This window comes from Mesorhizobium sp. WSM4844 (genome assembly GCF_055811775.1).
Map to the genome: position 1 here is coordinate 25,719 of NZ_JBVVQB010000026.1, position 25,021 is coordinate 50,739.

Genomic DNA, 25,021 nt, shown 5'->3' on the forward strand with positions numbered 1-25,021 from the left:
CGTGTCGAAAAGGGATGACGTCTCGATGACACTCCACCCCGACCAGAAGATGCCGCCCGAAGGCAGCGGATCTGCCGATTTCCCAAGCGACGAAGTCGCCGCCCGTGGCGCGGCCGACTGGCTATCGCTGGCGGCCGCGCCCACCTTCGCAATCATGGCGCTGCTGACGGCCGTTACCGGTGATGCCGACATGATCTGCGCGGCGCAAGATGCGTCGCCGCTGAACGAAATGGCGATGATGTACCTGCTGATGAGCGCCTTCCATTTTGCGCCCTGGCGAAGCTGGTCGCCGGCCGACGAAGCGGTGCCCACCGGTCGTGACCCGGGCGTGCGCCAGGTCAAACGAGAATTACAGAGTTCCGCCGGATAGGTTGACCTCGCCTGCATGACGCATCATGCGGCGAAAGCTCATCGAGATATGGGCTCGCCTGATGTGCCCGATCGACTCCCAGTCGCCGATCTCGGCGGCGGCAAGCACCTCTTCCATTTCGCGGCGGAACGCAGTGAACTCCTCGACCAAGCCCAACTGCGGCATCATCTTCAGGACGACGCGCGCGACCTGAAAATACAGGCGCTCGCTGATCTCGCGCAGCGGCTGGTTGCCGGTCATCGCGGTGAGCTCGTAGAAAAAATCCATGTTGAGGCGCAGGAAAGCGCGCTGGTCGGGATTGAGCACATCGGAATCGCAGCGCGCGATGAGTGCCCTTATCCGGTCGAGGTCGTCCGCCGTGCGCGGGATCGGCGAAAGCTTGCCGACGAGGAGCGCCAGCTCCAGGCGCAAGTGATAGACCTGCTGCAATTCCTCGATGTCGACGTCGGTGACGATCGTGCCGACGCCATGGACGGATTGAACCAGACCCTCGGATTCGAGGCGCGCCAGGACACGGCGAACCGGCGTGCGGCTGATCTGGAATTCCTGGGCAAGCTCTTCCTCGGAGAGATGGCTGCCGGGCGTATAGTCGAGCAGGCAGATGCGGTCGCGCAATATCCGGTAGATACGCTCGAACCGCTCCCGCGCCGAGAGCGGGCGCGGCGGCGCGGCGGTCGCGGCCAGGGGCGCGGCATCCGTCTCAAGCGTCATCCAGCCTCCAGGACAGCGTGCAGGAACTGCCGCGTCCGCTCGTTCTTGGGGGCGCCGAACAACTCGTTTGGCGGCCCCTGCTCGCAGATCTTGCCGGCATGGAAAAAGCAGACGCGATCGGAGAATTCCTTGGCAAATCCCATCTGGTGGGTGACCATCAGCATGGTGAGGTCATGTTCCCTGCCGAGTTTTCGGATGACTTCAAGCACCTCGCCGACGAGTTCGGGGTCGAGTGCCGAGGTCACCTCGTCGAACAGCATGATCTTGGGCCGCATGGCGCAAGCGCGGGCGATGGCGACACGCTGCTGCTGGCCGCCGGAAAGCTGCGAGGGATAGTGGTCCTTCTTCTCCGACAGGCCGACCATGTCGAGCAGCTCGGCCGCACGCGCCTCGGCATCGGCCCGCTTCATGCCGAGCACGGTTATCGGCGCCTCGATGCAGTTCTGCATCGCCGTCATGTGCGGGAACAGGTTGAACGACTGGAACACCATGCCGATCTTGGCGCGGATCTTGCGGATGTGCGCGAGATCGGCGGGAACAAGCTTGCCGTTCCTCTCCATGTGGGTGAGCGGCTCGCCTTCGACCCAGATGACGCCGTCATTGATCGTCTCCAGCGTCATCAGCATGCGCAGCACCGTGGTCTTGCCGGAGCCGGACGGCCCGATGATGGAAACCTTCTCGCCGCGTGCTATGTCCAGATTGAGCCCGTCGAGAACGGTCAGCGCGCCGTAGCGTTTCGAAACATTGTCGAAGCGGACCATCGGTTGTTCCGTCATCGCATGGTCCTCCGGTTGAGCAAGCCTTCGAGGGAGCGAATGAGCGCGGCAGAAACCAGGCTCATGGCAAGGAAGAACAGGCCGACCAGCGTCATCGGCTCAGTGTAGCGGAAGGTTTCGGAGCCGATGATCTTGGCGGTCTGCATCAGCTCCAGCACGGCGATTGCGGAAAGCAATGGCGTCTCCTTGAACAAGGCAACCAGATAGTTGCCGAGCGCCGGAACGATCGGCGGGATCGCCTGCGGAATGATGATGTCGCGGAACGTCGTCCAGGCTGACAGATTGAGGGCGACCGAGGCTTCCCACTGGCCGCGATGGATGTTGTCGAAACCGGCGCGATAGACCTCGGAACAATAGGCAGCGTAGTGGATACCGATGGCAAGCACCCCGGCGGTGAAGGCGTCGAGCACGACACCGAATTTCGGAAAGACGAAATAGAGAAAGAATATCTGGATCAGCAACGGGGTCGACCGGATCAGTTCGACCAGCACCGAAATCGTCCAGCCGGTCCACGGCACGGCGATGCGGACCACCGCCAGCACCAGGCCAAGCGAGGCGGCAAGCGCAAACCCGATCAGCGTCGCCTCGATGGAAACGATGGCAGCGCTGGCGAGCACCGGCAGGATTTCAAAAGCAAATGCCCAGTCCCAGATCATGCTGCCTTCCCCCGCGCCAATCCGAGCGAAGCCCGCCTTTCGAGAAGCCGCATGCCGATGGTCACGACCAGCGACATTGCCAGGTACATCAGCAGGACGAGGGTGAAGATCGGAATGGTCTTGAACGTGTTCTGGTTCATTTGCTGCGCCTTGAAGGCGAGGTCCGAGAGCGTGATCAGTGAGACCAGCGCTGTCGATTTCAAAAGCTCGATGAACAGATTGCCCCAAGGCGGGATCATGGCGACGAAAGCCTGCGGCAGGATGATCCGGCGCAGCATCTGGGGGCGGCTCATGTTCAATGCGGTAGACGCCTCCCACTGTCCGCGGGCGACGGACTGGATCGCGCCGCGCACGACTTCCGATCCGTAAGCACCAACGTTCAGGCCGAGCGCCAGGACAGCAACCAGAAATGCGTTGAGCGTGACACCGAATTGCGGCAGCACGAAAAACAGCCAAAACAATTGCACCAGCGCCGAGGTGCCGCGGAAGATCTCGACATAGACCGTGGCCAGCCATTTGAGCGGCGCCGGGCCATACATCCTTGCCAGCGCCGCCAGCACGCCCATGACGATTGCCAGCAGGCTGCCGAGGATAGCGATCTCGATCGTCAGGACCGCGCCTTGCAGCAGCCCCGGCATAAACACTTTGTAAGATTCCTGCGTTGCCAAGGCACCGATCACGACAAGCGCGACGACCAGCATGGCAACGAGCGTACGGATTCCCATGCGGATTCCCCCAGGAAAAAGGGGCGGCGCTTTCGCGCCGCCAGCAGTTGGGAACCTATTTGCCCGCGCAAAGCTCCGCGGTGGTCTTGTTGGGCAGGTAGTCCTTGCCGAAGCCGAGCGGCTCGACCAGCGCGATGTGCTCCGGCGAACCGAGGAACGTCTTCAGCTCGGCGTTGAACGCCTCCTGCAGGTCGGTATCTTCCTTGCGGAAGCCGAAGCCGCCATGGCCTTTCACCGACTTGCCGGCAACCTCGCCGAACGGCTTGGTCGATTCGACGCCGTCGGCCTTCTTGGCCATGTCGGCGATCGAAAGAGCGGTTAGCGCGGCAGCGTCGGCACGGCCCGACTGGACGGCGGCGACCAGACTGGACTGGTCGGGCAAGGCAACGATCTGCCCGGCGGCGACACCAGCGTCCTTGGCATAGCCGCCCTCGACGGCGCCGGCCATCACGGCGAGCTTGAGATCCGGGTTTTCCTTGATGCTGGAAAAGTCCTTCACGCCCTTCGGATTGCCTTTTGCCACCAGCATGGCCTGACCGATGCCGTAGGACGGCTCGGAAAAATTGATCTCGGCGCAGCGCTTCGGATTGATGAACATGCCGGCGGCGATGATATCGAAGCGGCCGGCCTTGAGACCTGGGATAAGCGAGCCGAACTCGGTCAGCACGCCGTCAACCTGCGCGATACCCATCTTGGCGAGTACCGCCTTGGCAACTTCCGGCGCTTCGCCGGTCAGCTTGCCGTCAGGCGTGGCGTAACCGAACGGCGCCTCGTTGGCAAAGCCGACGCGGATATAGCCGTCCTTCTTGGCCTGTTCGAGGGTGGTTTCCGCATAAGCGGGCAGCGCCGTGAATGATGTCGCGGCAAGCGCGAGGCAGGCGGCGGCTTTCACGACCATCCGGCGCGATATCGATGATTTGAACATGCTTTTCTCCCATTGAACAACTGACTGATATTCCCGGGCGCGGCCTTCTTCGAGGTCGACACCTGCCTGTCAAGACGTATACAACTACCCTAGACATTGTGCAAGCTAAGATATAAAAACTACAGAAATCTGGTAATAATTCGTAATCAGACCACACATTATTGCCAGTTGTGCACAATTTAAGAAAAAACCAGCGTACTGGCAGGTGGGATTTCGGTGGCGAGCGCGAGCGGTTTCGGGACTTTCACGCAAGCGGAGTATGCGCAGCGCCTGGCCGGCGTGAAGTCACGCATGGAGAAGGCCGGCTTCGACCTCATCATCTGTCAGGACCCAGCTAATATGTGCTGGCTGACCGGCTATGACGGATGGTCGTTCTATGTTCCGCAATGCGTGCTCGTCCATCTAAGGGAAGACCGGCCGATCTGGTTCGGCAGGGCGCAGGACGCCAGGAGCGCACGCCTGACCACCGGCCTGCCGGAGAAGAACATCGTGCCGTTCTCGGAACGGCTGGTGCAGCAGCCCGTCGAACACCCCTATGACGAACTCGCCCAGCTGATCCGGTCGCGTGGCTGGGGAAACGCCCGCATCGGCGTCGAGATGGACGCGCATTATTACACCGCGCGCTGCCATGCCCATCTCGTCAGCGGGCTGCCTGACGCGCACTTCGCCAACAACCACGATCTCGTCAACTGGGCGCGGCTGGTCAAATCCGAAGCCGAGCTGGCGCTGATCCGCGAGGCCAGTGCGATCTGCACGCACGCCATGAAACGCGGCATCGAAAAAATGCGGCCCGGCGTGCCGCAGAACCATGTCATTGCGGAAATCTATCACGCACAGATCACGGGCGTGCCCGGAGCGGGCGGCGACTATGCCGCGATCTGTCCGCTGATGCCCGTCGGCGAGGGCACCAGCACGCCGCATCTGACCTGGTCCGACGCGCCGCTGCCGGACAGCGGCCTCGCCATTCTGGAGATCGCCGGGGTGCGGCGGCGCTATCATGCGGCGCTGACGCGGACCGTGCATTTCGGCAAGCCGCCGCAAGTCCTCGTCGACATGGCCAAGGCGATCGTCGAGGGCGTCGACGCCGGCCTTGAGAAGGCCCGCCCCGGCTACACCGCCGAAGAGGTGGAAGCCGCCTGGCAGGCAGTGTTGAGGAAGAACGGGCTGAAGAAGGAGAGCCGCGTCGGCTATCCGGTCGGGCTCGCCTACCCGCCCGATTGGGGCGAACGCACCGCAAGTCTTCGTCCCGGCGACACCACCAGGATGCAGTCCGGGATGTGCTTCCATTTCATGGCCGGCGTTTGGCTCGACGATTTCGGCATCGCCATCTCGGAATCCTTCGTCGTCACGGATCGCGGCGGCGAACGCCTCTGCGACGTGGCGCGCGAACTCATCGTCATCGACTGAGCATGGGACTGGAAGCCGGTCACTGACGAAAGATCATGCCGGCAACGAACCCGGTAACCAGCACGAGGACGCCTGATGGACCGTAATCCGTTTTCCGAAGCCGAAATCGCCGGCCGCCTTGTCAGGGTCCGCACGGCGCTGGCCGAGCGCGAGCTCGACGCGGCGGTCTTTGCTTCGCCGGAGAACGTCTTCTACCTCACCGGGCTCGATCACTGGGGATATTTTGCCCCTCACCTGCTGATCGTCCCGCTCGAAGGGAAACCTGTCCTGGTCACCCGCTCGATGGAAAGGGTGACGATCGAGAAACAGGTGACGGCAGCGGAATTCCGCGGCCATTCCGACAGCGAAACGGCGGCCGACCTTGCCGCGCGGGTGCTTGTGGAGCTCAGCCTGTCCGGCAAGCGGATCGGCCTCGAATACTGGACGGCCGGCCTCAGCCATGGGCTTGCCGTCGCACTCCAGACGCAGGCCGATGCCAGATGGAGCGATGTTTCCGGGCTGGTCGACAGGATGCGGCGAGTGAAGAGCGCCGAGGAACAGGCACTGATGCGTCAGGCGGCACAAGTGACCGACGCCGCCGCCGGCGCCGCGATCGCCGCGATCTCGGACGGTGCCTCCGAACAGGAGGTCGCAGCCCAGTGCGTTGCGGCGATGATCCGCGCCGGCGGTCATGCTCCGGGCTTCGGCCCGTTCATCCGCCCGGCCGCGCGCCTGGGCGAAGAGCATACGACCTGGGGCGACGGGATCTACCGCAAGGGCGAGCCGGTCTTCGTCGAACTGTCCGGCTGCATCTCGCGTTATCACGCGCCGCTCGGCCGGCTCGTTCGCATCGGCCATATCAGCGACGAAGACGCCGCGATGGTGGAGGTGACCGCCAGGGCGTTCGATGCCGTCGTCGAGGCACTCAGGCCCGGCGCCAGGGCGCGCGACGTCTACGCCGCCTGGCAGACCGTCGCCGACGAGGCCGGTCTTTCCCATTATCGCCGCCATCACTGCGGCTACCTTGTCGGCGCCGGACAGCCGCCATCATGGACTGGCGGCAATTCGGTGACCGGCTTGAGGCACGATTCCGATCTCGAAATCGAGACCGGGATGAGCTTCCACATCCTGTCGTGGCTGATGGGCACCGGTCGCGGCGATGACTTCGTCTCCAACACCGTGCTTCTGACCGATGCGGGCGCCGAAGTGCTTACCCGCACGCCGGCCGGCCCGATCGTTCGATAGGCCGCAGGGATGGCGCGCTACTCGGCATTTTCGATTTTCCGCAACGCGCTGTCTGGCCAGAAGAACTGGCAGCGCGCCTGGCGGGCAGCGGAGCCAAAACTGTCCTACGACGTGATCGTCATCGGCGGCGGTGGACACGGCCTCGCTACCGCCTTCTACCTCGCCGAGAACCACGGCATCCGCAACGTCGCGGTGCTCGAAAAGGGCTATGTCGGCGGCGGCAATGTCGGCCGCAACACCACCGTCATCCGCTCCAACTACCTGCTCGACGGCAACACCCAGTTCTACGAATTCTCGATGAAACTCTGGGAGAACATGTCGCGGGCGCTGAATTTCAACGTCATGTTCTCGCAGCGCGGCCAGCTCGTCACCGCGCATTCCGCCGACCAGCTCGACGGCTTCAGCCACCGCGCCAACATCATGCGGCTGAACGGCATCGATGCCGACATCCTCGACCGCGACGAGGTGCGCCGTCTCGTGTCCTATCTCGATTTTTCCGACACCGCCCGCTTTCCGATCCATGGCGCCATCTTCCAGGGCCGGGCGGGCACGGCGCGCCACGACGCGGTCGCCTGGGGCTATGCGCGCGCCGCCGACGGCCATGGCGTCGACATTATCCAGAACTGCGAGGTGACAGGCTTCCTCCGCGACGGCGACAGGATCGTCGGCGTCGAAACGACGAAAGGCCGGATCGGCGCCGGCAAGGTCGGCCTCGCTGTTGCCGGTCATACATCCGTGCTCGGCGCCAAGGCCGGCCTGGAACTGCCGATCGAAAGCCACGTCTTGCAGGCCTTTGTCACCGAACCGCTGAAGCCGTTGGTGGACCATGTTGTCGCCTATGGCGCCGATCATTTCTACGTCAGCCAGTCGGACAAGGGCGGGCTGGTCTTCGGCGGCAATCTCGACGGCTACAATTCCTACGCCCAGCGCGGCAATCTGGGCGTCGTGCGCGAAGTGGCGGAGGCGGCGATCGCTCTGATGCCGTGCATTTCGCGCATCCGACTGCTGCGCCATTGGGGCGGCGTCATGGACATGACGCCCGATGCCAGCCCGATCATCTGCCCGACGCCGATCGAGGGGCTCTATCTCAACGGCGGCTGGTGCTATGGCGGCTTCAAGGCGACGCCGGCTTCCGGCTGGTGCTTCGCCCACACGATCGCCACCGGCAAGCCGCACCCGTTGATCGCAGCCTACGGGCTCGATCGTTTCCGCACCGGCCACACGCTCGACGAGGCTGGCGCCGGCCCCTCAGCCTGGCTGCAATAGGAGGCGCAAGACAATGCTGCGCATCGAATGCCCCTGCTGCGGTCTGCGCGACCATGACGAGTTCCGCTACGGCGGCGACGCTTCCGTCACGCGTCCGGCGCACGACGATCCCGATCCCGAGGCCTGGTACCGTTACGTCTATGTCAGGACAAATCCGGCTGGCCTGCACCGCGAGTTCTGGCAGCACGTGACCGGCTGCCGCCAATGGCTGGTGGTCGAACGCGACACGCGCAACCACGCCATCGCATCCGTCGATCTCGCCAGGCAATTGTCGGCCAGGAAATCACCCGCCAGGAAACCACCGGCATGAGTTCGAACCACAAGCGGTTGTCGATGGGCGGCCGTATCGATCGCGAGCAGCCGGTCGAGTTTACCTTCGACGGCCGGAGCCTGATCGGATATCGCGGCGACACGCTTGCCTCCGCGCTGCTCGCCAACGGCGTCACGCTGGTCGGGCGCAGCTTCAAGTATCATCGTCCACGCGGCATTTTTTCCGCCGGGGCCGAGGAGCCGAATGCACTGGTCACGCTTGCAACCGCAGGCAGGCGCCAGCCGAACCTGCCGGCGACGACGCTGGAACTCCAAGACGGCCTAGTCGCGGAGAGCCAGAACCGCTGGCCTTCGCTTGCCTTTGACGTGCAAAGCGTCAACGGCCTGTTGGCGCCGTTCCTGTCGGCCGGCTTCTACTACAAGACCTTCATGGGCCCGACGCGCCGCGCCTGGATGTTCTACGAGCACTTCATCCGCAAGGCGGCCGGGCTTGGCAGAGCCGGCACCGACCCTGATCCCGATCGCTACGACATCAGTCATGCCTTTGCCGATGTCGCAATCATCGGCGGCGGCCCAGCAGGATTGTCGGCGGCGCGTGCTGCCGCAGCGGCCGGCGCGCAGGTGGCGCTGATCGAACAGGATTTCCTGCTCGGCGGCCAGCTTCTGGCGGAAGCTTCCGACAGCGCTGCGGCCGCATGGCTGAGACAGGCCGAGGCCGAGCTGGAGAGCTCCGAAACCGTCGCCCTGATGAAGCGGACAACCGCTTTCGGCATCTATGACGGCAATGTCATCGGACTGATCGGGCAACGTGACCCAAGCAATCCGCAGCTGGCCGGCGAAGTGCTGCAGACATTGACCATGCTTCGCGCCCGCTCGATCGTTTTCGCCACCGGCGCCATCGAGCGGCCAATGATATTCTCCAACAACGACCGGCCCGGCGTCATGCTTGCCTCGGCCGCCCGGACCTACCTCAACCGTTTCGCCGTCCTGCCCGGCAAGAAAATAGTCGTCGCCACCAGCAATGACAGCGCCTGGCGCGCCGCCTTCGACTATGCCGCAGGCGGCGCAGAGGTGACGGTTGCCGATCTGCGTGCAACTCCGCCCGCCGCACTTGCCGCAGAAGCCGCACGGCTCGGCGTGGTGGTGCGGGCCGCAACGCGCATCGTCGACCTTAACGGCGGCCATGCCGTCAGGCGTGCAACGCTGAGCGGAGCGGACGGCCAGTCCGAGGCCGCCTGCGACCTGGTCTGCGTGTCCGGCAGCTGGTCGCCGACCGTGCATCTCACCTCGCACCTTGGCGTCAAACCTCAATATCGCGACGACATTGGCGGTTTCGTGCCGGGCGCGTTTCCGGCGGACCGGTTCGGCGCCGGCTCGATGATGGGAACTTATTCGACCGCCGGTGCCATCGAGGACGGTCATCGCGCCGGCACCGCGGCAGCATCATTCTGCAGCAAGTCGGCGCCGGTGCCTGCTCCGTCGAAACTCGATCTCGGCGAGACCGCCGCGGCCCCGCTTCGCGAGGCCCTGGCCGCTGGACGTGGAAAGGCCTTCGTCGATTTCCAGATGGACGTGACGACCGGGGATATCGAGCTCGCCCATCGCGAGGGCTATCAATCGGTCGAGCACCTGAAGCGCTACACCACGCTTGGCATGGGCACCGACCAGGGCAAGACCAGCAATTTTTCGGCGCTTGCCGCGATGGCGGCCCTGCGCAACACAACCATCCCCGAGACCGGCGCCACGACCTTTCGACCGCCCTATACGCCGGTCGCCATCGGTGCGCTTGCCGGACGCGCCATCGGCCATCATTTCAAGCCGATCCGCCGCACGCCGATGCACGACTGGCATATGGCGAACGGCGCCGAGATGCTGGAGGTCGGGCTCTGGATGCGGCCCTATTTCTACAGGCAATCCGGGCTCGACGTGAACGAAGCCTATGTCGCCGAAATGCGGAGTGTGCGCCAGGCCGCAGGCCTCATGGACATTTCCACCCTCGGCAAGATCGACGTCCAGGGCCCGGATGCCGCGATTTTCCTCGATCGCATCTACGCCAACGGCTTTGCCAAACTGCCGGTTGGCCGTGCGCGCTACGGCGTCATGCTGCGCGACGACGGCATCGTCTTCGACGACGGCACCACGACGCGGCTGGCCGAGAACCGGTTCTTCATGACCACCTCGACCGCCAAGGCCGCCGACGTGCTGTCGCGTCTTGAATTCCTGCTCGATACGGCCTGGCCGGGTTTGCGCGTAGCCGTGACCTCGGTGAGTGATGAATGGGCGGCGATGTCGGTTGCCGGACCGAAAAGCCGCGCAATTCTGAGTGCCGCGTTTCCCGCTCTCGATGTTTCCGACGCGGCACTTGCGCATATGGGATTGCTCGAAAGCGAATGGCGGGGCCGTGCGCTCCGCATCCTGCGCCTCAGTTATTCCGGCGAGCGCGCCTACGAAATCTATGTCGGCGCAACTGCCGGTGAACAGCTTTGGAGCCGCCTGCTCAAAGCAGGCAGGACGCTCGACCTGAAACCTTACGGCGTCGAGGCGCTCGGCGCGCTGCGCGTCGAAAAGGGCCATGTCGCCGGACCTGAAATCGATGGGCGCACGACGCTCGACGACCTTGGCCTCGGCCGCATGGCGGGCAAGCGTACCGGCTTCGTCGGCGACGTGCTAAGACGGCGCCCCGCCTTCCAGGCGCCCGACCGCCAGCGCCTGGTCGGGCTGGAATGCATCGAGGCCGGAAAACGCCTGCGCGGCGGCGCCATCCTGTTCCTGCCGGGCGAGAAGCCTTACGGCCACGGGCGCGGGCGCGTCACCTCCGTCACCTTCAGCCCCGAACGCGGCCACTATGTCGGGCTGGCCTTGCTTGCCGGCGATGTCGCCAGCGAAGGAAGCGAGGTCGTGGCCGTCTATCCGATGAAAGCCGAAACGGTCCGTGCCCGAATCGTTTCGCCGGTATTCCTCGATCCGCAGGGGGAACGACTGCATGGCTAGCACTATGTCTTCGCAGGAGTTCAGCCTGTCTGTGGCCGATTGTCCGCTCATCCAGGTTGAGGGCTGGGACGGGACGCTGAGGCAATTCGAAAAGAGCCTCTCGGCGTCGCTCGGCACGAAACTTCCCGCCTCGGTCGGAGAGACGGTTCGCCACAAGGGTCTCCTCGTCATCCGCGTCGCACCTCGCCGTCTCTGGCTGGCTCTCGACAACGGCGCGCAAGCACCTTCGCTTGCCGTCGATCCGGATCTCGGCTGTTCGGTTTCTCTCGACGAGGGTCGCGTGCGTTTCAGAATGGCTGGGGCCGACGTTGCGCCGGTCCTCTCCAGATGCATCACTGTCGACTGGCGCGCGCCGGCGGCCGCCCCGGGCCGCGCCGTGCTGACATCCTTGCACCATGTGCCCGTGCTGTTCCTGCGCACCGGCGAGACCGCGTGCGAACTCATCGTGCCGCGAAGTTTTTCGCAAAGCCTCTCGGACTGGATTGCTGACGCTGCGGGGTAGGGAAAGGACCAGGCGCGAACGCTCCCCTCAGGAGGAGCCACTCCACGGTCTCGCTCCTTGGATGATCTCTTGAGCACGCGCGGCAAAGCGACCGGCGAGCGGCCACTTGCCGGCCGCATCGGCCGACGCCGCGCTGCCTGCCCGCGCCCGGTCGGCGATGCCAACGAAGATTACCGCGAAACGGAACAGCGAAAAAACCAGGTGGAAGCGTTCCAGGGGCGCAGTGGGTACGGCATGCGCGAAATAATGGTCGAGGAATTCGCGCTGGCTCGGAATGCCGAGTGCAGCATGATCAAGACCGAGGATGCCGCCATATTCGTCCGGGTTCGAATGCCAGGTCATCGAGCAAAAGCCGAGATCGGCGAGCGGATGGCCGATCGTCGACAGCTCCCAATCGAGAATGCCCATCACCTCCGGCTTGCCGGGATGGAACAGCAGATTTCCGAGGCGGAAGTCGCCATGGGCGATCGACACGCGTCCATCATCCGTGGGCAGATGCTGCGGCAACCAGTCGGCGACCGCTTCGAGTGCCGGAATTCTGTCACTCGGCGATTCCCTGAGCTGCCGGGTCCAGCGGCCGATCTGGCGCTCGAAATAGTCGCCGGGCCGGCCGTAGTCGCCGAGACCGACCTCGTCGGGACGGACAGCATGCAGTTTGGCCATCGCTTCGGCCATGCCGTAATAGATGGCGCGTCGCTCCGCGGGTGAAAGGCCCGGCAGCGAACAGTCGTGGAAGACGCGACCATCCAGCCGCTCCATCAGGTAGAACGACGTGCCGAGCGGCTCGGCGCCGGCGTGAAAGAGCACCGGCCGCGGCACCGGCACGTTGGTCGCTGCGAGCGCTTCAAGCACGCGGAACTCGCGGTCGACGGCATGCGCCCCGCGCAGGATCGGCCCGGCCGGTTTCTTGCGCAGCACCATGCGATGCGCACCATAGTCGACGAAGTAGGTGGGGTTGGACTGCCCGCCGCCGATCCGCTCGAGCGTCATTGCGGCATCGCCGAAGCGGTTCGCGAGAAAGCCCTTCAATGCAGCAGGATCGAAATCCGCATTCAACGGCATCTTTTCCTCCTGAGATGCCACCCCGCGTCCGCTATGCCTCGCCTTCGACGGTCCAGCGCCAGAAGCCCCTCTCCTCGTCGTTGAGGAAACGGTTCAGCACCATCTTGTGGACCTCATCGGCGCCGTCGACCAACCGCGCCTGGCGCGCATAGCGGTAGATCCATTCGAGCACCGTGTCCTTCGAATAGCCTCGCGCGCCATTGATCTGGATCGCCACATCGGCCGCGTCATGCAGCACATTGGCGACCTGGACCTTGGCCATCGATACTTCTTTGCGGGCAAAGCCGCCGCGGTCCAGCTCCCACGCAGCCTTCATCACCAGGATGCGGCCGATCTCGATGCGCATGGCGAGGTCGCCGAGCTTCAGCTGGACGCTTTCGCGGTCGGCGAGGCGCTGGCCGAAACCATGGCGCTCGGCAGCATAGGCGCGCGCGATCTCAACGCAGCGCTTGGACAATCCAAGCCAGCGCATGCAGTGGGTAAGCCGCGCCGGGCCGAGCCGCACCTGCGTCACCTTCATGCCCCTGCCCTCGCCAACCAGCATGTCTTCGACAGGGATTTCGAGCCCCTCGAATTCCAGCTCGCAATGCCCGCCATGCTCCTCCGGGCCCATGATCTCGATTCGGCGCATGATGCGCCAGCCCGGCTGGTCCTTGTGGAACATCAGAGCCGACAGACCATGGCGCGGATCGTCCGAGGTTCGCGCGATCAGAATGAAATGGCTGGCCTCCTCGGCGCCGGTGATGAACCATTTGCGGCCGGTCACCACATATTTGTCGCCGCGCCGTTCAGCACGCGTCATGATCATCGCAGGGTCCGAGCCGCCGCCGGGATGCGGTTCGGTCATGGCAAAGGCCGAGCGCACCTTGCCCTCGATGATCGGCTGCAGCCATTTTTCCTTCTGCGCCGGCGTGCCGAGCGCCTCGAGCACCATCATGTTGCCATCATCGGGCGCTGCCGAATTGAACACCACGGGTCCGAAGATCGACCGGTTCATCTCCTCATAGCAAACCGCAATATCCATCTTGCCGAGACCGGCGCCGCCGGTTTCCAGCTTGAGCTGCAGGCACCACAGGCCCGCCATACGCGCCTTGGCGCGAAGCGTCTCCAGCAGCGGCAAGGCGATATTTCCATGTGCGTCATAGGACGTCTTGTCGGCCTCGAGCGGCAGGATCTCACGCTCGACGAAATCGGCAATGCGGACGCGGTAATCTTCGGTGCGGGCGGGAATGTCGAAATTCATGGACAAACTCCCAGCGATGAAACGAGGTGGCCACCATCGATGGACGAGATCGCCGAAAAGCATCGGGTCCATATCTGAAATCGAGCGCGCGCTCGTTTTCCTTATTCGCCTCTATCCTCTTTTGCAGCTGCCGTCATCTGGCGAAGCGTGGTTCCGCCACGCCCTTGATGCCAAGGCCGGTTATCGCGAACAGGCTGCCGCGCAGGACGCCATCGCCGGGGAGGCCCGGTAACGACCACCACGACTTCGATCTTCATGCCGTCCTCCTCTGTTGGCACCGTGCGGCGACAGGCGAGCCGCCTCAGAACGCGACCTTGTCGCCGCCCTTCAGTGACAGGATCTCGCGCGCCTCGTCGGGCGTCGCCACTTCCATGCCAAGCCCCTCGATGATCTTGCGGGCAAGCACCACCTGCTCCGCGTTCGATTTGGCTAGCTTGCCCTTGCCGGCCCAAAGACTGTCTTCGAGCCCGACGCGGATGTTGCCGCCAAGCGCTGCCGATTGCGCGGCGATGCGCAACTGGCTGGCGCCGGCACCGAGCACCGACCAGCGGAACTGGTCGCCGAACAGCCGGTCGGCCGTACGCTTCATATGGGCGACATCTTCGGGATGGGTGCCGATGCCGCCAAGCAGACCGAACACCGACTGCACGAAGAACGGCGGCTTGACCAGCCCGCGATCGGCGAAGTGCGAGAGATTGTAGAGATGGGCGATGTCGTAGCACTCGAACTCGAAGCGCGTGCCGTTGTCGTAGCAGGTCGCAAGGATGTATTCGATGTCCTTGAACGAGTTGCGGAAGACCAGGTCACGCGTCGCTTCCAGATGCGGCCTTTCCCAGTCAAACTTGAAAGTCTCGTATTTGTCGACGAGGTGATAGAGCCCGAAATTGATCGAGCCCATGTTGAGCGAGGCGACCTCAGGCTTGAACTCGGCGGCCGGGCGCACGCGTTCCTCGACCTTCATGTAGGGACTGCCGCCAGTGGTGATATTGATGGCGGCATTGGTGGCCTGCTTGATGCGCGGCAGGAAGCGGGCGAAGGCCGCCGGCGTCTGGTCGGGCTTGCCGGTCTCGGGGTCGCGGGCATGCAGGTGCAGGATCGCCGCGCCTGCCTCAGCCGCCGCGATCGCCTCGGACGCGATCTGGTCCGGCGTGATCGGCAGATAGGGCGACATGGTCGGTGTGTGGATCGCCCCGGTCACCGCACAGGTGATGATCACCTTGCCTTTGGTCTGCTGGGCGGGCTTGCGGCTTGTTTCCGTCATCTTCCAAACTCCTGATCCGATTTTTTCTTGTGCGTGGCCAGCGCCATCAGCCGGCGGTCGCGCCAAACCTGCCGTTCGCCGAGTTCTTCCCGCGGCAGCCGCTTGCGGCGGTCGGCCTCCACCGTCTCGATGACTTCGCCGGCCCAGTCGACGCGGCGCAGCATCTGCGGAAAAATGTTGGCATAGATCGATTGATAGCGCTCGACATAGTCGCGTACACCGCCCGGCGCATTAAGGTCGATCGTTTCGAACGGACCCATGAACGACCAGCGCAGCGCCAGCCCGTCGCGAATGCCGATATCGACATCCTCGACGCTGGCATAGCCGTCGGCGACAAGTCGAAAAGCCTCCTCCAGCAGCGCGCCCTGCAGGCGGTTCATGATGAAGCCGTCGAGCTCGTGCTTCATCACCAGCGGCGCGTGGCCCGCATCGACGAGGAAGGCGCGGGTCCTTTCGACCGTTTCGGAAGACGTCCATGGCGCCGGCACGACTTCCGCGGCCGGGATGAGGTAGGGCGGATTGATCGGATGCACGACCAGGCAGCGGTGCCGCCCTTGCAGATGGTCGGTGAATTTCGACGGCAGCAACGCTGAGGTGGAACTGGCGATCACCGCTTGCGGAGCGGCCATTGCATCGATCTGCGAGAAAACCTCGCGCTTCACCTCGAGGTTTTCGGGCGTGTTCTCCTGGATATGGACCGCATCGGCCAGCGCTTCTTCGAGCTCCGCAACGACGGCAATGCGACCAAGCACGACGTCGATTGCCTGCCCCCGCAGCAGATCATTCGCGGCGAGGTCGCCGAGCACGCCGGCGATGTAATCGTGCGCACCTTCGGTCGCGGCCGGCGACTGGTCCCACATCCGCACATCGTGGCCGGCGCGGGCAAAACTGATCGCCCAGGCCCGCCCGATGAACCCGCTGCCTACAATCGCTACTTTCACCATGGTCGGGCTCCTCAAAGGGTTTCGACATTACCGTCGACGCCGAGCGACTGGCCGGAGATGTTGATCGCCGCATCGGACAACAAGAAAGCGACCATCGCGGCGACGTCATAGGGGCTGGTCATGCGGCGCAGCGAGATGTTGTGGAGATAGCGCTCCGTCATCTCCTCGTTCGACACACCGAGCTGTCTGGCCCGGTCGGCGATAACCTTGTCGATGCGTGGTCCCTCGATGATGCCGGGCAGGATGGCGTTGACCCTGATGCCGTGCGGTCCGAGTTCCTTGGCAAGGCTTTGCGTGAAACCGATGACGCCGAACTTGGCCGCCGAATAGGGGGTGCGGAAAGCGTAGCCATGGCGGCCGGCGGCGGACGACATCGAGACGATCGAGCCGCCGCCCGCCGCCTTGATCAGCGGCACGGCACGCCTGGCGCAGAGGAACTGGCCGGTCAGGCAGATGTCGATGCAGCGCCGCCACTCCGCCGGATCGATTTCGTCGACGCCGCCGGTCGGCCCGGCGATGCCGGCATTGTTGATCAGCGCGTCGAGGCCGCCGAGCTTTTCCTTCACCGTCTCGAACAGCCGGTCGACGTCGTCGTCGCGCGAGACATCGGCCTTGACCGCGGCGACCAGGGCGATCCTGTCCGGAGCAGCAGACAGCGCCTCGTCGGAGACGTCGCAAACGACGATGCGCGCGCCGAGCCGCGACAGCGTTTCTGCAATGGCCAGGCCGATGCCGCCGGCGCCTGCCGTCACCAGCACGCGCTGCCCGTTCAGCCCGGTCAGAAAATCATCCGCCGATGTCGGCGCCCCTTTGCTCATCGTGTATCCCTTCTCATTGCAGCCGCCGTTCGCGCAGCGCCATGACAGCGCCCAGAACGACCAAGCCGTACAATATTGCCCCTGAAATTGTGACGAAAGCACTGCCCTCTGCGAGGGCGACGGACGATTCCGTAATGCGAAATTTCTGCTTCAGCTATCGCGAAGACTCTGTTGCGCAATTCGCCAGGCCTGCTCCACATGCCGCCGGGCCGCGGCTTCGGCGGCATCGCCGTTGCGCGACTTGATCGCGTTCATAATGTCGGTCATTTCGGCAATTGCGGCATCGCGGCGATTCTCCGAAGCGATGGTCATGGAACGCAGCTGGTTGATGCGGACGTTCAGACCCTGGACGATCTCCCAGGCGATGCGCTTGTCGGCGGCATCGAAAAGCACCTCGTAGAATTTTGTGGTCGCCCGCATCACCTCGATCGGATTGGCTGATGCCCACGCCTTGAGCAGCACATCGAACGCGCGCTCAAGCGCGGCGATCTGGCCCTCAGTCGCCGTCAGCGCGCAGGCGCGCGCCGCGATGCCCTCCATCAGAGCGCGCAATTCATAAATCTCGTCGGTGCGGCTGAGATCAGGCCTGGCCACCGCGGGTCCGTGACCTGGAATCATTTGGACCAGGCCCTCAGTCTCCAACTGCCGCAGAACTTCGCGCACTACCGAGCGGCTGACGCCGAGTTGGTCGCAAAGCGGCCGCTCGACCAACCGTTCGCCAGGCTGGAAGTGAAACCCCATGATCGCGTCGCGCATGCGCTCCAGCGCCAGCGTTCTCAGCGTCTTGGCGGATCGTTCGATCCTCAGTGTGTCGTCGGCCAATTCATATACTCCCAGCATCCGCAAGAAACAGATTCGACGATCCGTTGACAAGGGATTTGGTCTTCAATAGTATGGTATACCATAAGACAGCTAGGCAAAAGCGGAACTTTTCCGGATGCCTCAGCCGACCGACACCGAGGACTCGATGAAGCCGGCCATTCGAAAGATCGTCACCCATGTCGAGAACACGCTAATCGAAGGCGGCAAGGCGGCCCCCCGGCCGCTGCGCCTGATCGGCGTGGCGGCGGTGCTCGACAACCCCTGGGCCGGGCGCGGTTTCACCGAGGACCTTTCGCCCGAGATCCGCGCCTATGCGCCGGTTCTGGGGGAGATGCTGACCCATGAAATCCTCGCAGTTGCCGGATCCGGCGAAGCGATCGAAGGCTACGGCAAGGCCGCAATCTGCGGCACATCAGGCGAGATCGAGCATGCCTCGGCGCTCATCCACACGCTGCATTTCGGCAACCACTATCGGCGTGCCGTCGGCGCCAAGACCTATCTTGCCTTCACCAACCTGCGCGGCGGGCCGAACACGCCGATCACGATCCCGCTCATGGACAAGAACGATGAAGGCCGACGTTCGCACTACCTGACGGTGCACTTCCAGATCGGCGACGCGCCGGCGCCGGACGAGTTGGTGGTGGCGCTTGGCGCCTCGATCGGCGGACGACCGCATCATCGCATCGGCGACCGCTACCAGGATCTCAAGGAGGTCGGCGACCTGCATGGCTGAGCTGACGGACCGTGGCTGGCATCGCGGAACGGCGCCTGACGGCACCGGTTTCATCCGTGCCGGATCCGGCGCGCCGGTCCTTCTCATCCACGGTGTCGGCATGAACGCGGCGATCTGGGCACCCCAGATCGGGCTGATGAAAAACAGATGGGATGTGATCGCGTTCGACATCCTGGGACACGGCCAGTCGCCGTTGCCGCCCGAGGACGCCAGCCTTGCCGATTATGCCGGACAGGCAATTCGGCTTCTCGATCACCTTGGCCTGGATGCCGTCTCGATCGTTGGCCATTCAATGGGGGCGCTGGTCGGGCAGGAAATCGCTCTCAATGCACCCGAACGGGTTCGTAGCCTCGTCTCGCTCAATGCGGTTTTTCGCCGCCCGGCGGAGCTTTCGCAGGCAGTGCGCGAGCGCGCCGCCGAACTGAATGGCGCGGAAAACCCGTCGGGGACGGACGCAACGATCGCGCGCTGGTTCGGCAACCCGGTCCCCGACAGCCTGGCCGAGGCGGCAAGGATGACGCGCGTGGCACTGCAAAGCGTCAACTCCGAGGGCTATGCGCGCACCTATCGACTTTTCGCCCATGCCGATGCGGCGCATGGCGATCGTCTTTCCGGTCTCGCAATGCCGGCCCTGTTCATGACCGGCTCGCAGGACAGGAATTCCTCGCCTGCGATGTCGGCGGCGATGGCACGCCTCGCGCCGCGCGGTCGCTGCGTCGTTCTGGAGGGCGAACGACATATGATGGCCGTAGCCTCGCCTGACGTGGTCACACGGCGCATTGTCGATTTTCTCGAGAGCAACGACGGCGCAAGCACATCGGCGCGACCGGCAATGGACACAGCCTTCGACGCGGGCGAATTCAGGCGGGCGCTCGGTTCCTTCCTGACCGGCGTTACAATCGTCACCGCGATCGGGCCGGAAGGAGAGCCTCGAGGCTTCACCGCCAATTCGTTTACATCCGTTTCGCTCGATCCGCCGCTTGTGCTGGTCTGCATCGCCAAGAAAGCGCTGGGTCATCCGGTGTTTTCGACCTCGAAATGCTTTGCCGTCAACGTGCTCTCGGAGGAACAGCGAGCCGCGTCCGGCGTCTTCGCTTCGAAATCGCAGGACAAGTTCTCGGCTGTCGAGTGGCGCTTCGGCCCGACCGGCAGCCCGCTGCTCGCTGGATCGGTGGCGACGTTCGACTGTGACATGGAGCAATTGGTCGATGCCGGCGACCATTCGATCCTCATCGGCCGCGTTCGCGAATTCTCCCACAATTCATCGCAGCCCCTCGGCTATTGCCGTGGCGCCTACGTCTCGCCCGGCCTCAGCCAGGAAGCACTGGCGGCCGCGCCGCCCGACATGCAGGTCGGCGCCATCCTCGAAGATGAAGGCCGCGTGCTGTTCCTCGAAACCGCCGACGGCTTTTTCGAACTGCCGGCGGGCCGAGGGCTCGGGGCACCCGGCGACACGCGAAGCCTTAAGGGACGCCTCGCTGCGAAAGCCATCGAGGCTCATCTCGGATTCCTGTTTGCGGTCTGGGACGACGCCGCAAGCCCATCGCGAACGCATGTCTACTACCGCGGCACGGTAGCCGCGCCCCACTCCAGCGATCGCCAGGTCCGGCTCGTCGACATCGACAGGATTGCCGGACTGAACATCGCCGACGCTGCCGTGCGCTCGATGCTCGCCCGCTATGTTCGCGAATGTCGGGAGGATGCGTTTGGAGTCTATGTCGGCAACGAGGTCGAAGGTGAAGTCCGTCCGCTCGCCAAGCCGGTAGCAATCAACACTTCCAGTCCGGGTCAACAGATATGAAGTTCTCGCTCTTCGTCCATATGGAACGCTCGGACCCGGCAAAGCCGCATGCCGACCTCATCGGTGAGCTTGAGGAACTGGTCGTGATGGCCGAGGCGGCAGGCTTCGAGACGGCCTGGATCGGCGAACACCACGGCATGGAGTTCACCATCTCGCCAAACCCGTTCATCAACATCGCCTATCTCGGCGCCAGGACGAAGCGCATCCGGCTCGGCACAGGAACCGTCATCGCGCCGTTCTGGCATCCGATCAAGCTCGCCGGCGAGGCAGCCATGACCGATGTCGTCACCGGCGGCCGGCTCGACATCGGCATCGCCCGCGGCGCCTACAGTTACGAGTACCAACGCCTGTTCCCTGGGCTCGACGCCTGGGGCGCGGGCCAGCGCATGCGCGAGATCATCCCGGCCATCAAGGGCCTCTGGGAAGGCGATTTCGAGATGTCCGGCGAATTCTGGTCGTTTCCCTCGACCACCTCGTCGCCCAAGCCGGTGCAAAAGCCGCACCCGCCGATCTGGGTGGCGGCGCGCGATCCGAACTCGCACGACTTCGCCGTCTCCAACGGCTGCAACGTCCAGGTGACGCCGCTCGCCTCCGGCGACGACGAAGTAACCAGCCTGATGGAGCGCTTCAACGCGGCGTGCGCGGCGCATCCCGACATGGCCCGCCCCGAGATCATGCTGCTGATGCACACATTCGTTGCCGAAGACGCCGCCGATGCGGAGCAACTGACGAGGGACCTGTCGCTGTTCTACTGCCAGTTCGGCGCGTGGTTCCAGAACAAGAAGCCGGTTCGCCAAGGCATATTGGAAGCGCTCTCCGACGACGAGATCGCAGCCATGCCGCAATATGCGCCGGACAAAATCCGACAGAACCTGGTCATCGGCGAAGCCGAAGAGGTGATCAACCGGCTTAAGGCATATGAGGCGCTCGGCTATGACCAGTACTCGATCTGGATCGACAGCGGTCTGCCGCACGCGCGCAAGAAGAAGTCGCTGCAGCTGTTCGTCGACAAGGTGATGCCGGCCTTCGGGCATGGGAGGCCGCAATGACCCTTGTGGCCTTCAGCAACTTCATAGATGGGGCGTTCGATACGCCGACAGCCACCTTCGAAAGCATCGAGCCATCAACCGGAGCGCCCTGGGCGACGATGCCCGCCGCAACCGAGGCCGATGTCGACCGCGCCGTCGAGGCGGCGCACCGGACGCTGCACTCGGCCGCGTGGGCCTCGCTGACGGCGACGGCGCGCGGCAAGCTGCTGGTGCGCCTCGGCGACCTGGTCGTCGCCAATGCCGGCCGCCTGGCCGAACTGGAAACGCGCGACACCGGCAAGATCATCCGCGAGACCCGCGCCCAGATCGCCTATGTCGGCGACTATTATCGCTACTATGGCGGGCTTGCCGACAAGCATGAAGGCTCGCATGTGCCGATCGACAAGGCCGATATGGACGTCACCATCCGACGCGAGCCGATCGGCGTCGTCGCTGCCGTCGTGCCGTGGAATTCGCAGCTCTTCCTTTCGGCCGTCAAGCTCGGCCCGGCGCTGGCCGCCGGCTGCACGGTCGTCCTGAAAGCCTCGGAGGACGGTCCAGCGCCGCTGCTGGCCTTCGCCGAACTCGTTCATGAGGCCGGATTTCCCGCCGGAAGCGTCAACATACTGACCGGGTTCGGACACGATTGCGGCCGGCGCCTGACAAGTCATCCGCTGGTTTCACGCGTCGCCTTCACCGGCGGACCTTCGACCGCTCGCGCTATCGTCCGCAACACGGCGGAAAATCTCGCCTATACGACGCTGGAGCTGGGCGGGAAAAGTCCGGTTGTCGTTTTCGCCGACGCCGACTTGGACAGCGCGGCCAACGCGGTGGTGGCCGGGATTTTCGCAGCGTCTGGACAAAGCTGCGTCGCCGGCTCCCGGCTGCTTGTCGAGCGTTCGATAAAGGCCGAGTTCCTGGACAGGCTGAAGCACAAGGCCGAGGCCATCAAAATTGGTGATCCGCAGGATCCAGCCACCGAAATGGGGCCATTGGCAACGCCACGCCAACGGGAATGGATCGAGACGATCGTTGCCGAAAGCCTTGCCAATGGCGGGACGTTGGTCACCGGCGGAAAAAGGCCCGACAATCATCCGCACGGCTTCTACTACGCACCGACCATCATCGATGCCGAGGATTCAGCGCTGCCCTGCGTGCGCGAGGAATTGTTCGGTCCGGTGCTCAGCGTTCTCACCTTCGACACGGAAGCCGAAGCCCTGGCGCTTGCCAACGATACGCCGTTCGGCCTCGCTTCGGGCGTGTTCACCACCAATCTCGCCAAGGCGCACCGCATGGCGCGCGACATCCATGCCGGCATCGTCTGGGTCAACACATACCGCGCCGTTTCGCCGCTCGTGCCGTTCGGCGGCTATGGTCAGTCGGGGTTCGGCCGCGAGGGCGGGCTCGACGCCATCCGCGACTACACGCGCTCGAAGTCGGTGTGGATACGCGTATCCGACGAGCCGATCCCGGATCCGTTCGTCATGCGATGAGGCAGCGTCAACGCGCAATTTCACAAAAACAAGAAAGCAACCAACAGAGGAGAATGAGATGAAACTGATTTTGACCGGCATTTTGGCCGCACTCCTGGCAGCCACTGCCGCACACGCCGATGAAATGGTGTTCACCAGCTGGGGCGGAACCACCCAGGAGGCGCAGACCAAATCCTGGGCTGCTCCGTTCGAAGCCAGTTCCGGCATCAAGGTCCTGCAGGATGGCCCGACCGACTACGGCAAGCTGAAGGCCATGGTGGAAGGCGGCAGCGTCGCCTGGGACGTCGTCGATGTCGAAATGGATTTCGCCATCAAAGCGGCCAAGGACGGCCTGCTCGAGCCGATCGATTTCAACGTCGTGGCGAAGGCCGATCTCGATCCTCGCTTCACCACCGAGCATGCGGTCGGCAGCTTCTACTACTCCTTCGTTCTAGCCTGGAACAAAGGCGCGGTGCCGGGCGAACCGGCGGGCTGGGCCGACATGTTCGACCTGACGAAATTTCCCGGCAAGCGCACTTTTTACAAATGGTCGGCGCCGGGCGTCATCGAAATCGCGCTGCTGGCCGACGGCGTGCCGGCGGACAAGCTCTATCCGCTCGACCTCGACCGGGCGTTCAAGAAACTCGACACGATCAAATCGGAAATCGTCTGGTGGGACAGCGGCGCGCAGTCGCAACAGCTGATCGCTTCCGGTGAAGCAGCGTTCGGGCAGCTCTGGAACGGGCGTGTCTTCGCCCTCGAGCAGGACGGCGCCGACGTCGGCGTATCCTGGAAACAGAACATGACTGCCGCCGACGTGCTCGTCATCCCCAAGGGGTCGAAGAACAAGGCGAGCGCCATGAAATTCCTGGCCGCTGCGACAAGCGCGAAAAGCCAGGCGATGTTTGCTGAAGCAAGCGGCTACGCCCCCATCAACACGGCAGCCAAGGCCGAAATGCCGGCCGATGTCGTCAAGTCGCTGCCGGACGCCTATGTCGACGGGCAGATCAACCTCGACATGAACTACTGGGCTGAAAACCGCGACAAGATCGCCGAGCGCTGGTACGCCTGGCAGGCCAAATAGAAGCCGACCTCACCCATGAACCGGCGGGGCGTCGCTAGGCGTCCCGCCTGAGCTGCCGGGATCATCGCCATGTCGGGCAATTTGCTTCATCGACAGCCAATCCTCCGAAGGCCCGACGGTATCGGCGGCGCCTTGCCGGCGCTGACCCTCATCACCCTGTTCTTCGTGGTGCCGGTGGTTGCGCTGCTGTTGCGCAGCGTGACCGAACCGGTGCCGGGCCTCCAGAACTACGCCACCCTGTTTGGCGACGGCACCTATGCGCGGGTCTTCTTCAACACCTTTCTGGTCGCCACCGTCGTCACCGCCGTAACCGTGGTCGTGGCGTTTCCGGTCGCCTGGATGCTGGCGATCATGCCGCCTGCCCTCGGCTCGATCGTCTTCGGCATCATCATCCTGTCGATGTGGACCAATCTGCTCACCCGCACCTATGCCTGGATGGTGCTGCTCCAACGCACCGGCGTCATCAATCGGACGCTGATGGATATCGGCCTGATCAGCGAGCCGCTGCCGCTGATCAACAACCTGACCGGCGTCACCATCGGCATGGTCTACATCATGCTGCCCTTCATGATACTGCCACTGGTCGGAACGCTGCGCGCCATCGATCCGATGACGCTGCGCGCCGCCGCTCTGTGCGGTGCGAGCCCCTTCGACGCCTTCCGCCGCATTCTGCTGCCCTTGTCGCTTCCCGGAATCGCTGCAGGCGGCCTGATGGTTTTCGTCATGTCGCTCGGCTATTTCGTGACACCGACGCTGCTCGGCGGCACCTCCAACATGATGCTCGCCGCAATGATTGCCCAGATGATCCAGTCCTTGCTCAACTGGGGGCTCGGAAGTGCGGCGGCTTTCATCCTGCTTTTGGTCACCATGGCGCTCTACGCGCTGCAACTGCGTCTCGTCGGCGCCAAGCGCATGACACGAGGCATCTGA

The 25,021-nt window shown here is 63.9% G+C and carries 25 protein-coding genes; 14 read left to right on the forward strand and 11 right to left on the reverse strand.

Annotated features, from left to right (window positions below; translation table 11 throughout):
- Positions 1 to 49: 49 nt before the first annotated feature.
- Positions 50 to 370, forward strand: a complete 321-nt coding sequence (locus AC0L2A_RS20335) for a hypothetical protein (RefSeq protein ID WP_473610323.1) — start codon at positions 50 to 52, stop codon at positions 368 to 370.
- Here AC0L2A_RS20335 and AC0L2A_RS20340 read toward each other — a convergent pair.
- Genes AC0L2A_RS20340 through ehuB form a run of 5 tightly spaced genes read right to left on the reverse strand, consistent with a single transcriptional unit; the run spans position 350 to position 4,163 of the window.
- Complete coding sequence (locus tag AC0L2A_RS20340) at positions 350 to 1,081, reverse strand: GntR family transcriptional regulator (RefSeq protein ID WP_473610324.1); 732 nt, start codon at positions 1,079 to 1,081, stop codon at positions 350 to 352. The two genes, AC0L2A_RS20335 and AC0L2A_RS20340, sit on opposite strands and share 21 nt — an antisense overlap.
- Positions 1,078 to 1,857 (reverse strand): ectoine/hydroxyectoine ABC transporter ATP-binding protein EhuA, encoded by a 780-nt coding sequence (gene ehuA / locus AC0L2A_RS20345; RefSeq protein WP_027152502.1) that lies wholly within the window; start codon positions 1,855 to 1,857, stop codon positions 1,078 to 1,080. The genes AC0L2A_RS20340 and ehuA overlap by 4 nt, the downstream gene beginning before the upstream one ends.
- Positions 1,854 to 2,513 carry an ectoine/hydroxyectoine ABC transporter permease subunit EhuD gene (ehuD, locus tag AC0L2A_RS20350; RefSeq protein WP_023800464.1) on the reverse strand — a complete coding sequence of 220 codons (660 nt, stop codon included), beginning with the start codon at positions 2,511 to 2,513 and terminating at the stop codon, positions 1,854 to 1,856. Before ehuD ends, ehuA begins: the two co-directional genes overlap by 4 nt.
- The gene (ehuC, locus tag AC0L2A_RS20355; RefSeq protein ID WP_091597301.1) at positions 2,510 to 3,238 is read right to left on the reverse strand and encodes an ectoine/hydroxyectoine ABC transporter permease subunit EhuC; all 729 of its coding nucleotides are present in this window, start codon (positions 3,236 to 3,238) and stop codon (positions 2,510 to 2,512) included. The genes ehuD and ehuC overlap by 4 nt, the downstream gene beginning before the upstream one ends.
- Before the next feature lie 55 nt (positions 3,239 to 3,293).
- A complete protein-coding gene (gene ehuB, locus AC0L2A_RS20360; protein WP_023800462.1) occupies positions 3,294 to 4,163 on the reverse strand; it encodes an ectoine/hydroxyectoine ABC transporter substrate-binding protein EhuB in 870 nt (289 codons plus the stop codon).
- Positions 4,164 to 4,379: 216 nt separating this feature from the next.
- Between ehuB and AC0L2A_RS20365 the strand changes: the two genes are divergently transcribed.
- The 6 genes from AC0L2A_RS20365 to AC0L2A_RS20390 all read left to right on the forward strand — a co-directional run bounded on the left by AC0L2A_RS20365 (position 4,380) and on the right by AC0L2A_RS20390 (position 11,823).
- A complete protein-coding gene (locus AC0L2A_RS20365) occupies positions 4,380 to 5,570 on the forward strand; it encodes a M24 family metallopeptidase (protein ID WP_473610326.1) in 1,191 nt (396 codons plus the stop codon).
- A gap of 75 nt (positions 5,571 to 5,645) precedes the next feature.
- Positions 5,646 to 6,794, forward strand: a complete 1,149-nt coding sequence (locus AC0L2A_RS20370; protein ID WP_473610327.1) for a M24 family metallopeptidase — start codon at positions 5,646 to 5,648, stop codon at positions 6,792 to 6,794.
- A 9-nt stretch (positions 6,795 to 6,803) separates the two neighbouring features.
- The gene (locus AC0L2A_RS20375) at positions 6,804 to 8,060 is read left to right on the forward strand and encodes a sarcosine oxidase subunit beta family protein (protein ID WP_473610328.1); all 1,257 of its coding nucleotides are present in this window, start codon (positions 6,804 to 6,806) and stop codon (positions 8,058 to 8,060) included.
- A 13-nt stretch (positions 8,061 to 8,073) separates the two neighbouring features.
- A complete protein-coding gene (locus AC0L2A_RS20380) occupies positions 8,074 to 8,370 on the forward strand; it encodes a sarcosine oxidase subunit delta (RefSeq protein WP_419696075.1) in 297 nt (98 codons plus the stop codon).
- Positions 8,367 to 11,321 carry a sarcosine oxidase subunit alpha family protein gene (locus AC0L2A_RS20385; protein ID WP_473610330.1) on the forward strand — a complete coding sequence of 985 codons (2,955 nt, stop codon included), beginning with the start codon at positions 8,367 to 8,369 and terminating at the stop codon, positions 11,319 to 11,321. The genes AC0L2A_RS20380 and AC0L2A_RS20385 overlap by 4 nt, the downstream gene beginning before the upstream one ends.
- Positions 11,314 to 11,823: a sarcosine oxidase subunit gamma family protein gene (locus AC0L2A_RS20390; RefSeq protein WP_473610331.1), complete on the forward strand. Its 510-nt coding sequence runs from the start codon at positions 11,314 to 11,316 to the stop codon at positions 11,821 to 11,823. The genes AC0L2A_RS20385 and AC0L2A_RS20390 overlap by 8 nt, the downstream gene beginning before the upstream one ends.
- 27 nt (positions 11,824 to 11,850) lie before the next feature.
- Here the strand turns inward: AC0L2A_RS20390 and AC0L2A_RS20395 are convergent, their stop codons facing one another.
- A complete protein-coding gene (locus AC0L2A_RS20395) occupies positions 11,851 to 12,885 on the reverse strand; it encodes a phosphotransferase family protein (RefSeq protein WP_473610333.1) in 1,035 nt (344 codons plus the stop codon).
- Positions 12,886 to 12,916: 31 nt separating this feature from the next.
- Entirely contained in the window at positions 12,917 to 14,128 is a 1,212-nt protein-coding gene (locus AC0L2A_RS20400) for an acyl-CoA dehydrogenase family protein (RefSeq protein WP_473610334.1), read from the reverse strand.
- Here AC0L2A_RS20400 and AC0L2A_RS20405 point away from each other — a divergent pair.
- On the forward strand, positions 14,115 to 14,360 hold the full coding sequence (locus AC0L2A_RS20405; RefSeq protein ID WP_198032841.1) for a hypothetical protein: 246 nt from the start codon (positions 14,115 to 14,117) through the stop codon (positions 14,358 to 14,360). The two genes, AC0L2A_RS20400 and AC0L2A_RS20405, sit on opposite strands and share 14 nt — an antisense overlap.
- A 69-nt stretch (positions 14,361 to 14,429) precedes the next feature.
- Here the strand turns inward: AC0L2A_RS20405 and kce are convergent, their stop codons facing one another.
- From kce to AC0L2A_RS20425, 4 genes are all read right to left on the reverse strand, one after another.
- Entirely contained in the window at positions 14,430 to 15,389 is a 960-nt protein-coding gene (gene kce / locus AC0L2A_RS20410; RefSeq protein ID WP_473610335.1) for a 3,5-dioxohexanoate:acetyl-CoA acetone transferase, read from the reverse strand.
- Entirely contained in the window at positions 15,386 to 16,333 is a 948-nt protein-coding gene (locus tag AC0L2A_RS20415; protein WP_473610337.1) for a 3-hydroxyacyl-CoA dehydrogenase, read from the reverse strand. The genes kce and AC0L2A_RS20415 overlap by 4 nt, the downstream gene beginning before the upstream one ends.
- Positions 16,334 to 16,344: 11 nt before the next feature.
- Positions 16,345 to 17,151, reverse strand: a complete 807-nt coding sequence (locus tag AC0L2A_RS20420; protein WP_473610338.1) for an SDR family oxidoreductase — start codon at positions 17,149 to 17,151, stop codon at positions 16,345 to 16,347.
- A 150-nt stretch (positions 17,152 to 17,301) separates the two neighbouring features.
- Positions 17,302 to 17,973 carry a GntR family transcriptional regulator gene (locus AC0L2A_RS20425; protein ID WP_473610339.1) on the reverse strand — a complete coding sequence of 224 codons (672 nt, stop codon included), beginning with the start codon at positions 17,971 to 17,973 and terminating at the stop codon, positions 17,302 to 17,304.
- Between the two features lie 145 nt (positions 17,974 to 18,118).
- Here AC0L2A_RS20425 and AC0L2A_RS20430 point away from each other — a divergent pair, with 145 nt between their 5' ends.
- The 6 genes from AC0L2A_RS20430 to AC0L2A_RS20455 all read left to right on the forward strand — a co-directional run bounded on the left by AC0L2A_RS20430 (position 18,119) and on the right by AC0L2A_RS20455 (position 25,021).
- Positions 18,119 to 18,706: an amino acid synthesis family protein gene (locus tag AC0L2A_RS20430; protein ID WP_473610378.1), complete on the forward strand. Its 588-nt coding sequence runs from the start codon at positions 18,119 to 18,121 to the stop codon at positions 18,704 to 18,706.
- Positions 18,699 to 20,507, forward strand: coding sequence for an alpha/beta fold hydrolase (locus tag AC0L2A_RS20435; RefSeq protein WP_473610341.1), 1,809 nt, complete (start codon positions 18,699 to 18,701; stop codon positions 20,505 to 20,507). The genes AC0L2A_RS20430 and AC0L2A_RS20435 overlap by 8 nt, the downstream gene beginning before the upstream one ends.
- Positions 20,504 to 21,556, forward strand: a complete 1,053-nt coding sequence (locus AC0L2A_RS20440; protein ID WP_473610342.1) for an LLM class flavin-dependent oxidoreductase — start codon at positions 20,504 to 20,506, stop codon at positions 21,554 to 21,556. Before AC0L2A_RS20435 ends, AC0L2A_RS20440 begins: the two co-directional genes overlap by 4 nt.
- On the forward strand, positions 21,553 to 23,028 hold the full coding sequence (locus AC0L2A_RS20445; RefSeq protein ID WP_473610344.1) for an aldehyde dehydrogenase: 1,476 nt from the start codon (positions 21,553 to 21,555) through the stop codon (positions 23,026 to 23,028). The genes AC0L2A_RS20440 and AC0L2A_RS20445 overlap by 4 nt, the downstream gene beginning before the upstream one ends.
- Positions 23,029 to 23,086: 58 nt before the next feature.
- Positions 23,087 to 24,091, forward strand: a complete 1,005-nt coding sequence (locus AC0L2A_RS20450; RefSeq protein WP_473610345.1) for an ABC transporter substrate-binding protein — start codon at positions 23,087 to 23,089, stop codon at positions 24,089 to 24,091.
- Between the two features lie 69 nt (positions 24,092 to 24,160).
- A complete protein-coding gene (locus AC0L2A_RS20455; protein ID WP_473610346.1) occupies positions 24,161 to 25,021 on the forward strand; it encodes an ABC transporter permease in 861 nt (286 codons plus the stop codon).

Bases quoted from the DNA above. Each gene is read 5' to 3' on its own strand.
- AC0L2A_RS20335 (WP_473610323.1), top strand. From the start codon at position 50: ATGCCGCCCGAAGGCAGCGGATCTGCCGATTTCCCAAGCGACGAAGTC.
- AC0L2A_RS20340 (WP_473610324.1), bottom strand. From the start codon at position 1,081: ATGACGCTTGAGACGGATGCCGCGCCCCTGGCCGCGACCGCCGCGCCG.
- ehuA (WP_027152502.1), bottom strand. From the start codon at position 1,857: ATGACGGAACAACCGATGGTCCGCTTCGACAATGTTTCGAAACGCTAC.
- ehuD (WP_023800464.1), bottom strand. From the start codon at position 2,513: ATGATCTGGGACTGGGCATTTGCTTTTGAAATCCTGCCGGTGCTCGCC.
- ehuC (WP_091597301.1), bottom strand. From the start codon at position 3,238: ATGGGAATCCGTACGCTCGTTGCCATGCTGGTCGTCGCGCTTGTCGTG.
- ehuB (WP_023800462.1), bottom strand. From the start codon at position 4,163: ATGTTCAAATCATCGATATCGCGCCGGATGGTCGTGAAAGCCGCCGCC.
- AC0L2A_RS20370 (WP_473610327.1), top strand. From the start codon at position 5,646: ATGGACCGTAATCCGTTTTCCGAAGCCGAAATCGCCGGCCGCCTTGTC.
- AC0L2A_RS20375 (WP_473610328.1), top strand. From the start codon at position 6,804: ATGGCGCGCTACTCGGCATTTTCGATTTTCCGCAACGCGCTGTCTGGC.
- AC0L2A_RS20380 (WP_419696075.1), top strand. From the start codon at position 8,074: ATGCTGCGCATCGAATGCCCCTGCTGCGGTCTGCGCGACCATGACGAG.
- AC0L2A_RS20385 (WP_473610330.1), top strand. From the start codon at position 8,367: ATGAGTTCGAACCACAAGCGGTTGTCGATGGGCGGCCGTATCGATCGC.
- AC0L2A_RS20390 (WP_473610331.1), top strand. From the start codon at position 11,314: ATGGCTAGCACTATGTCTTCGCAGGAGTTCAGCCTGTCTGTGGCCGAT.
- AC0L2A_RS20395 (WP_473610333.1), bottom strand. From the start codon at position 12,885: ATGCCGTTGAATGCGGATTTCGATCCTGCTGCATTGAAGGGCTTTCTC.
- AC0L2A_RS20405 (WP_198032841.1), top strand. From the start codon at position 14,115: ATGTCGAAATTCATGGACAAACTCCCAGCGATGAAACGAGGTGGCCAC.
- AC0L2A_RS20400 (WP_473610334.1), bottom strand. From the start codon at position 14,128: ATGAATTTCGACATTCCCGCCCGCACCGAAGATTACCGCGTCCGCATT.
- kce (WP_473610335.1), bottom strand. From the start codon at position 15,389: ATGACGGAAACAAGCCGCAAGCCCGCCCAGCAGACCAAAGGCAAGGTG.
- AC0L2A_RS20415 (WP_473610337.1), bottom strand. From the start codon at position 16,333: ATGGTGAAAGTAGCGATTGTAGGCAGCGGGTTCATCGGGCGGGCCTGG.
- AC0L2A_RS20420 (WP_473610338.1), bottom strand. From the start codon at position 17,151: ATGAGCAAAGGGGCGCCGACATCGGCGGATGATTTTCTGACCGGGCTG.
- AC0L2A_RS20430 (WP_473610378.1), top strand. From the start codon at position 18,119: ATGAAGCCGGCCATTCGAAAGATCGTCACCCATGTCGAGAACACGCTA.
- AC0L2A_RS20435 (WP_473610341.1), top strand. From the start codon at position 18,699: ATGGCTGAGCTGACGGACCGTGGCTGGCATCGCGGAACGGCGCCTGAC.
- AC0L2A_RS20440 (WP_473610342.1), top strand. From the start codon at position 20,504: ATGAAGTTCTCGCTCTTCGTCCATATGGAACGCTCGGACCCGGCAAAG.
- AC0L2A_RS20445 (WP_473610344.1), top strand. From the start codon at position 21,553: ATGACCCTTGTGGCCTTCAGCAACTTCATAGATGGGGCGTTCGATACG.
- AC0L2A_RS20450 (WP_473610345.1), top strand. From the start codon at position 23,087: ATGAAACTGATTTTGACCGGCATTTTGGCCGCACTCCTGGCAGCCACT.
- AC0L2A_RS20455 (WP_473610346.1), top strand. From the start codon at position 24,161: ATGTCGGGCAATTTGCTTCATCGACAGCCAATCCTCCGAAGGCCCGAC.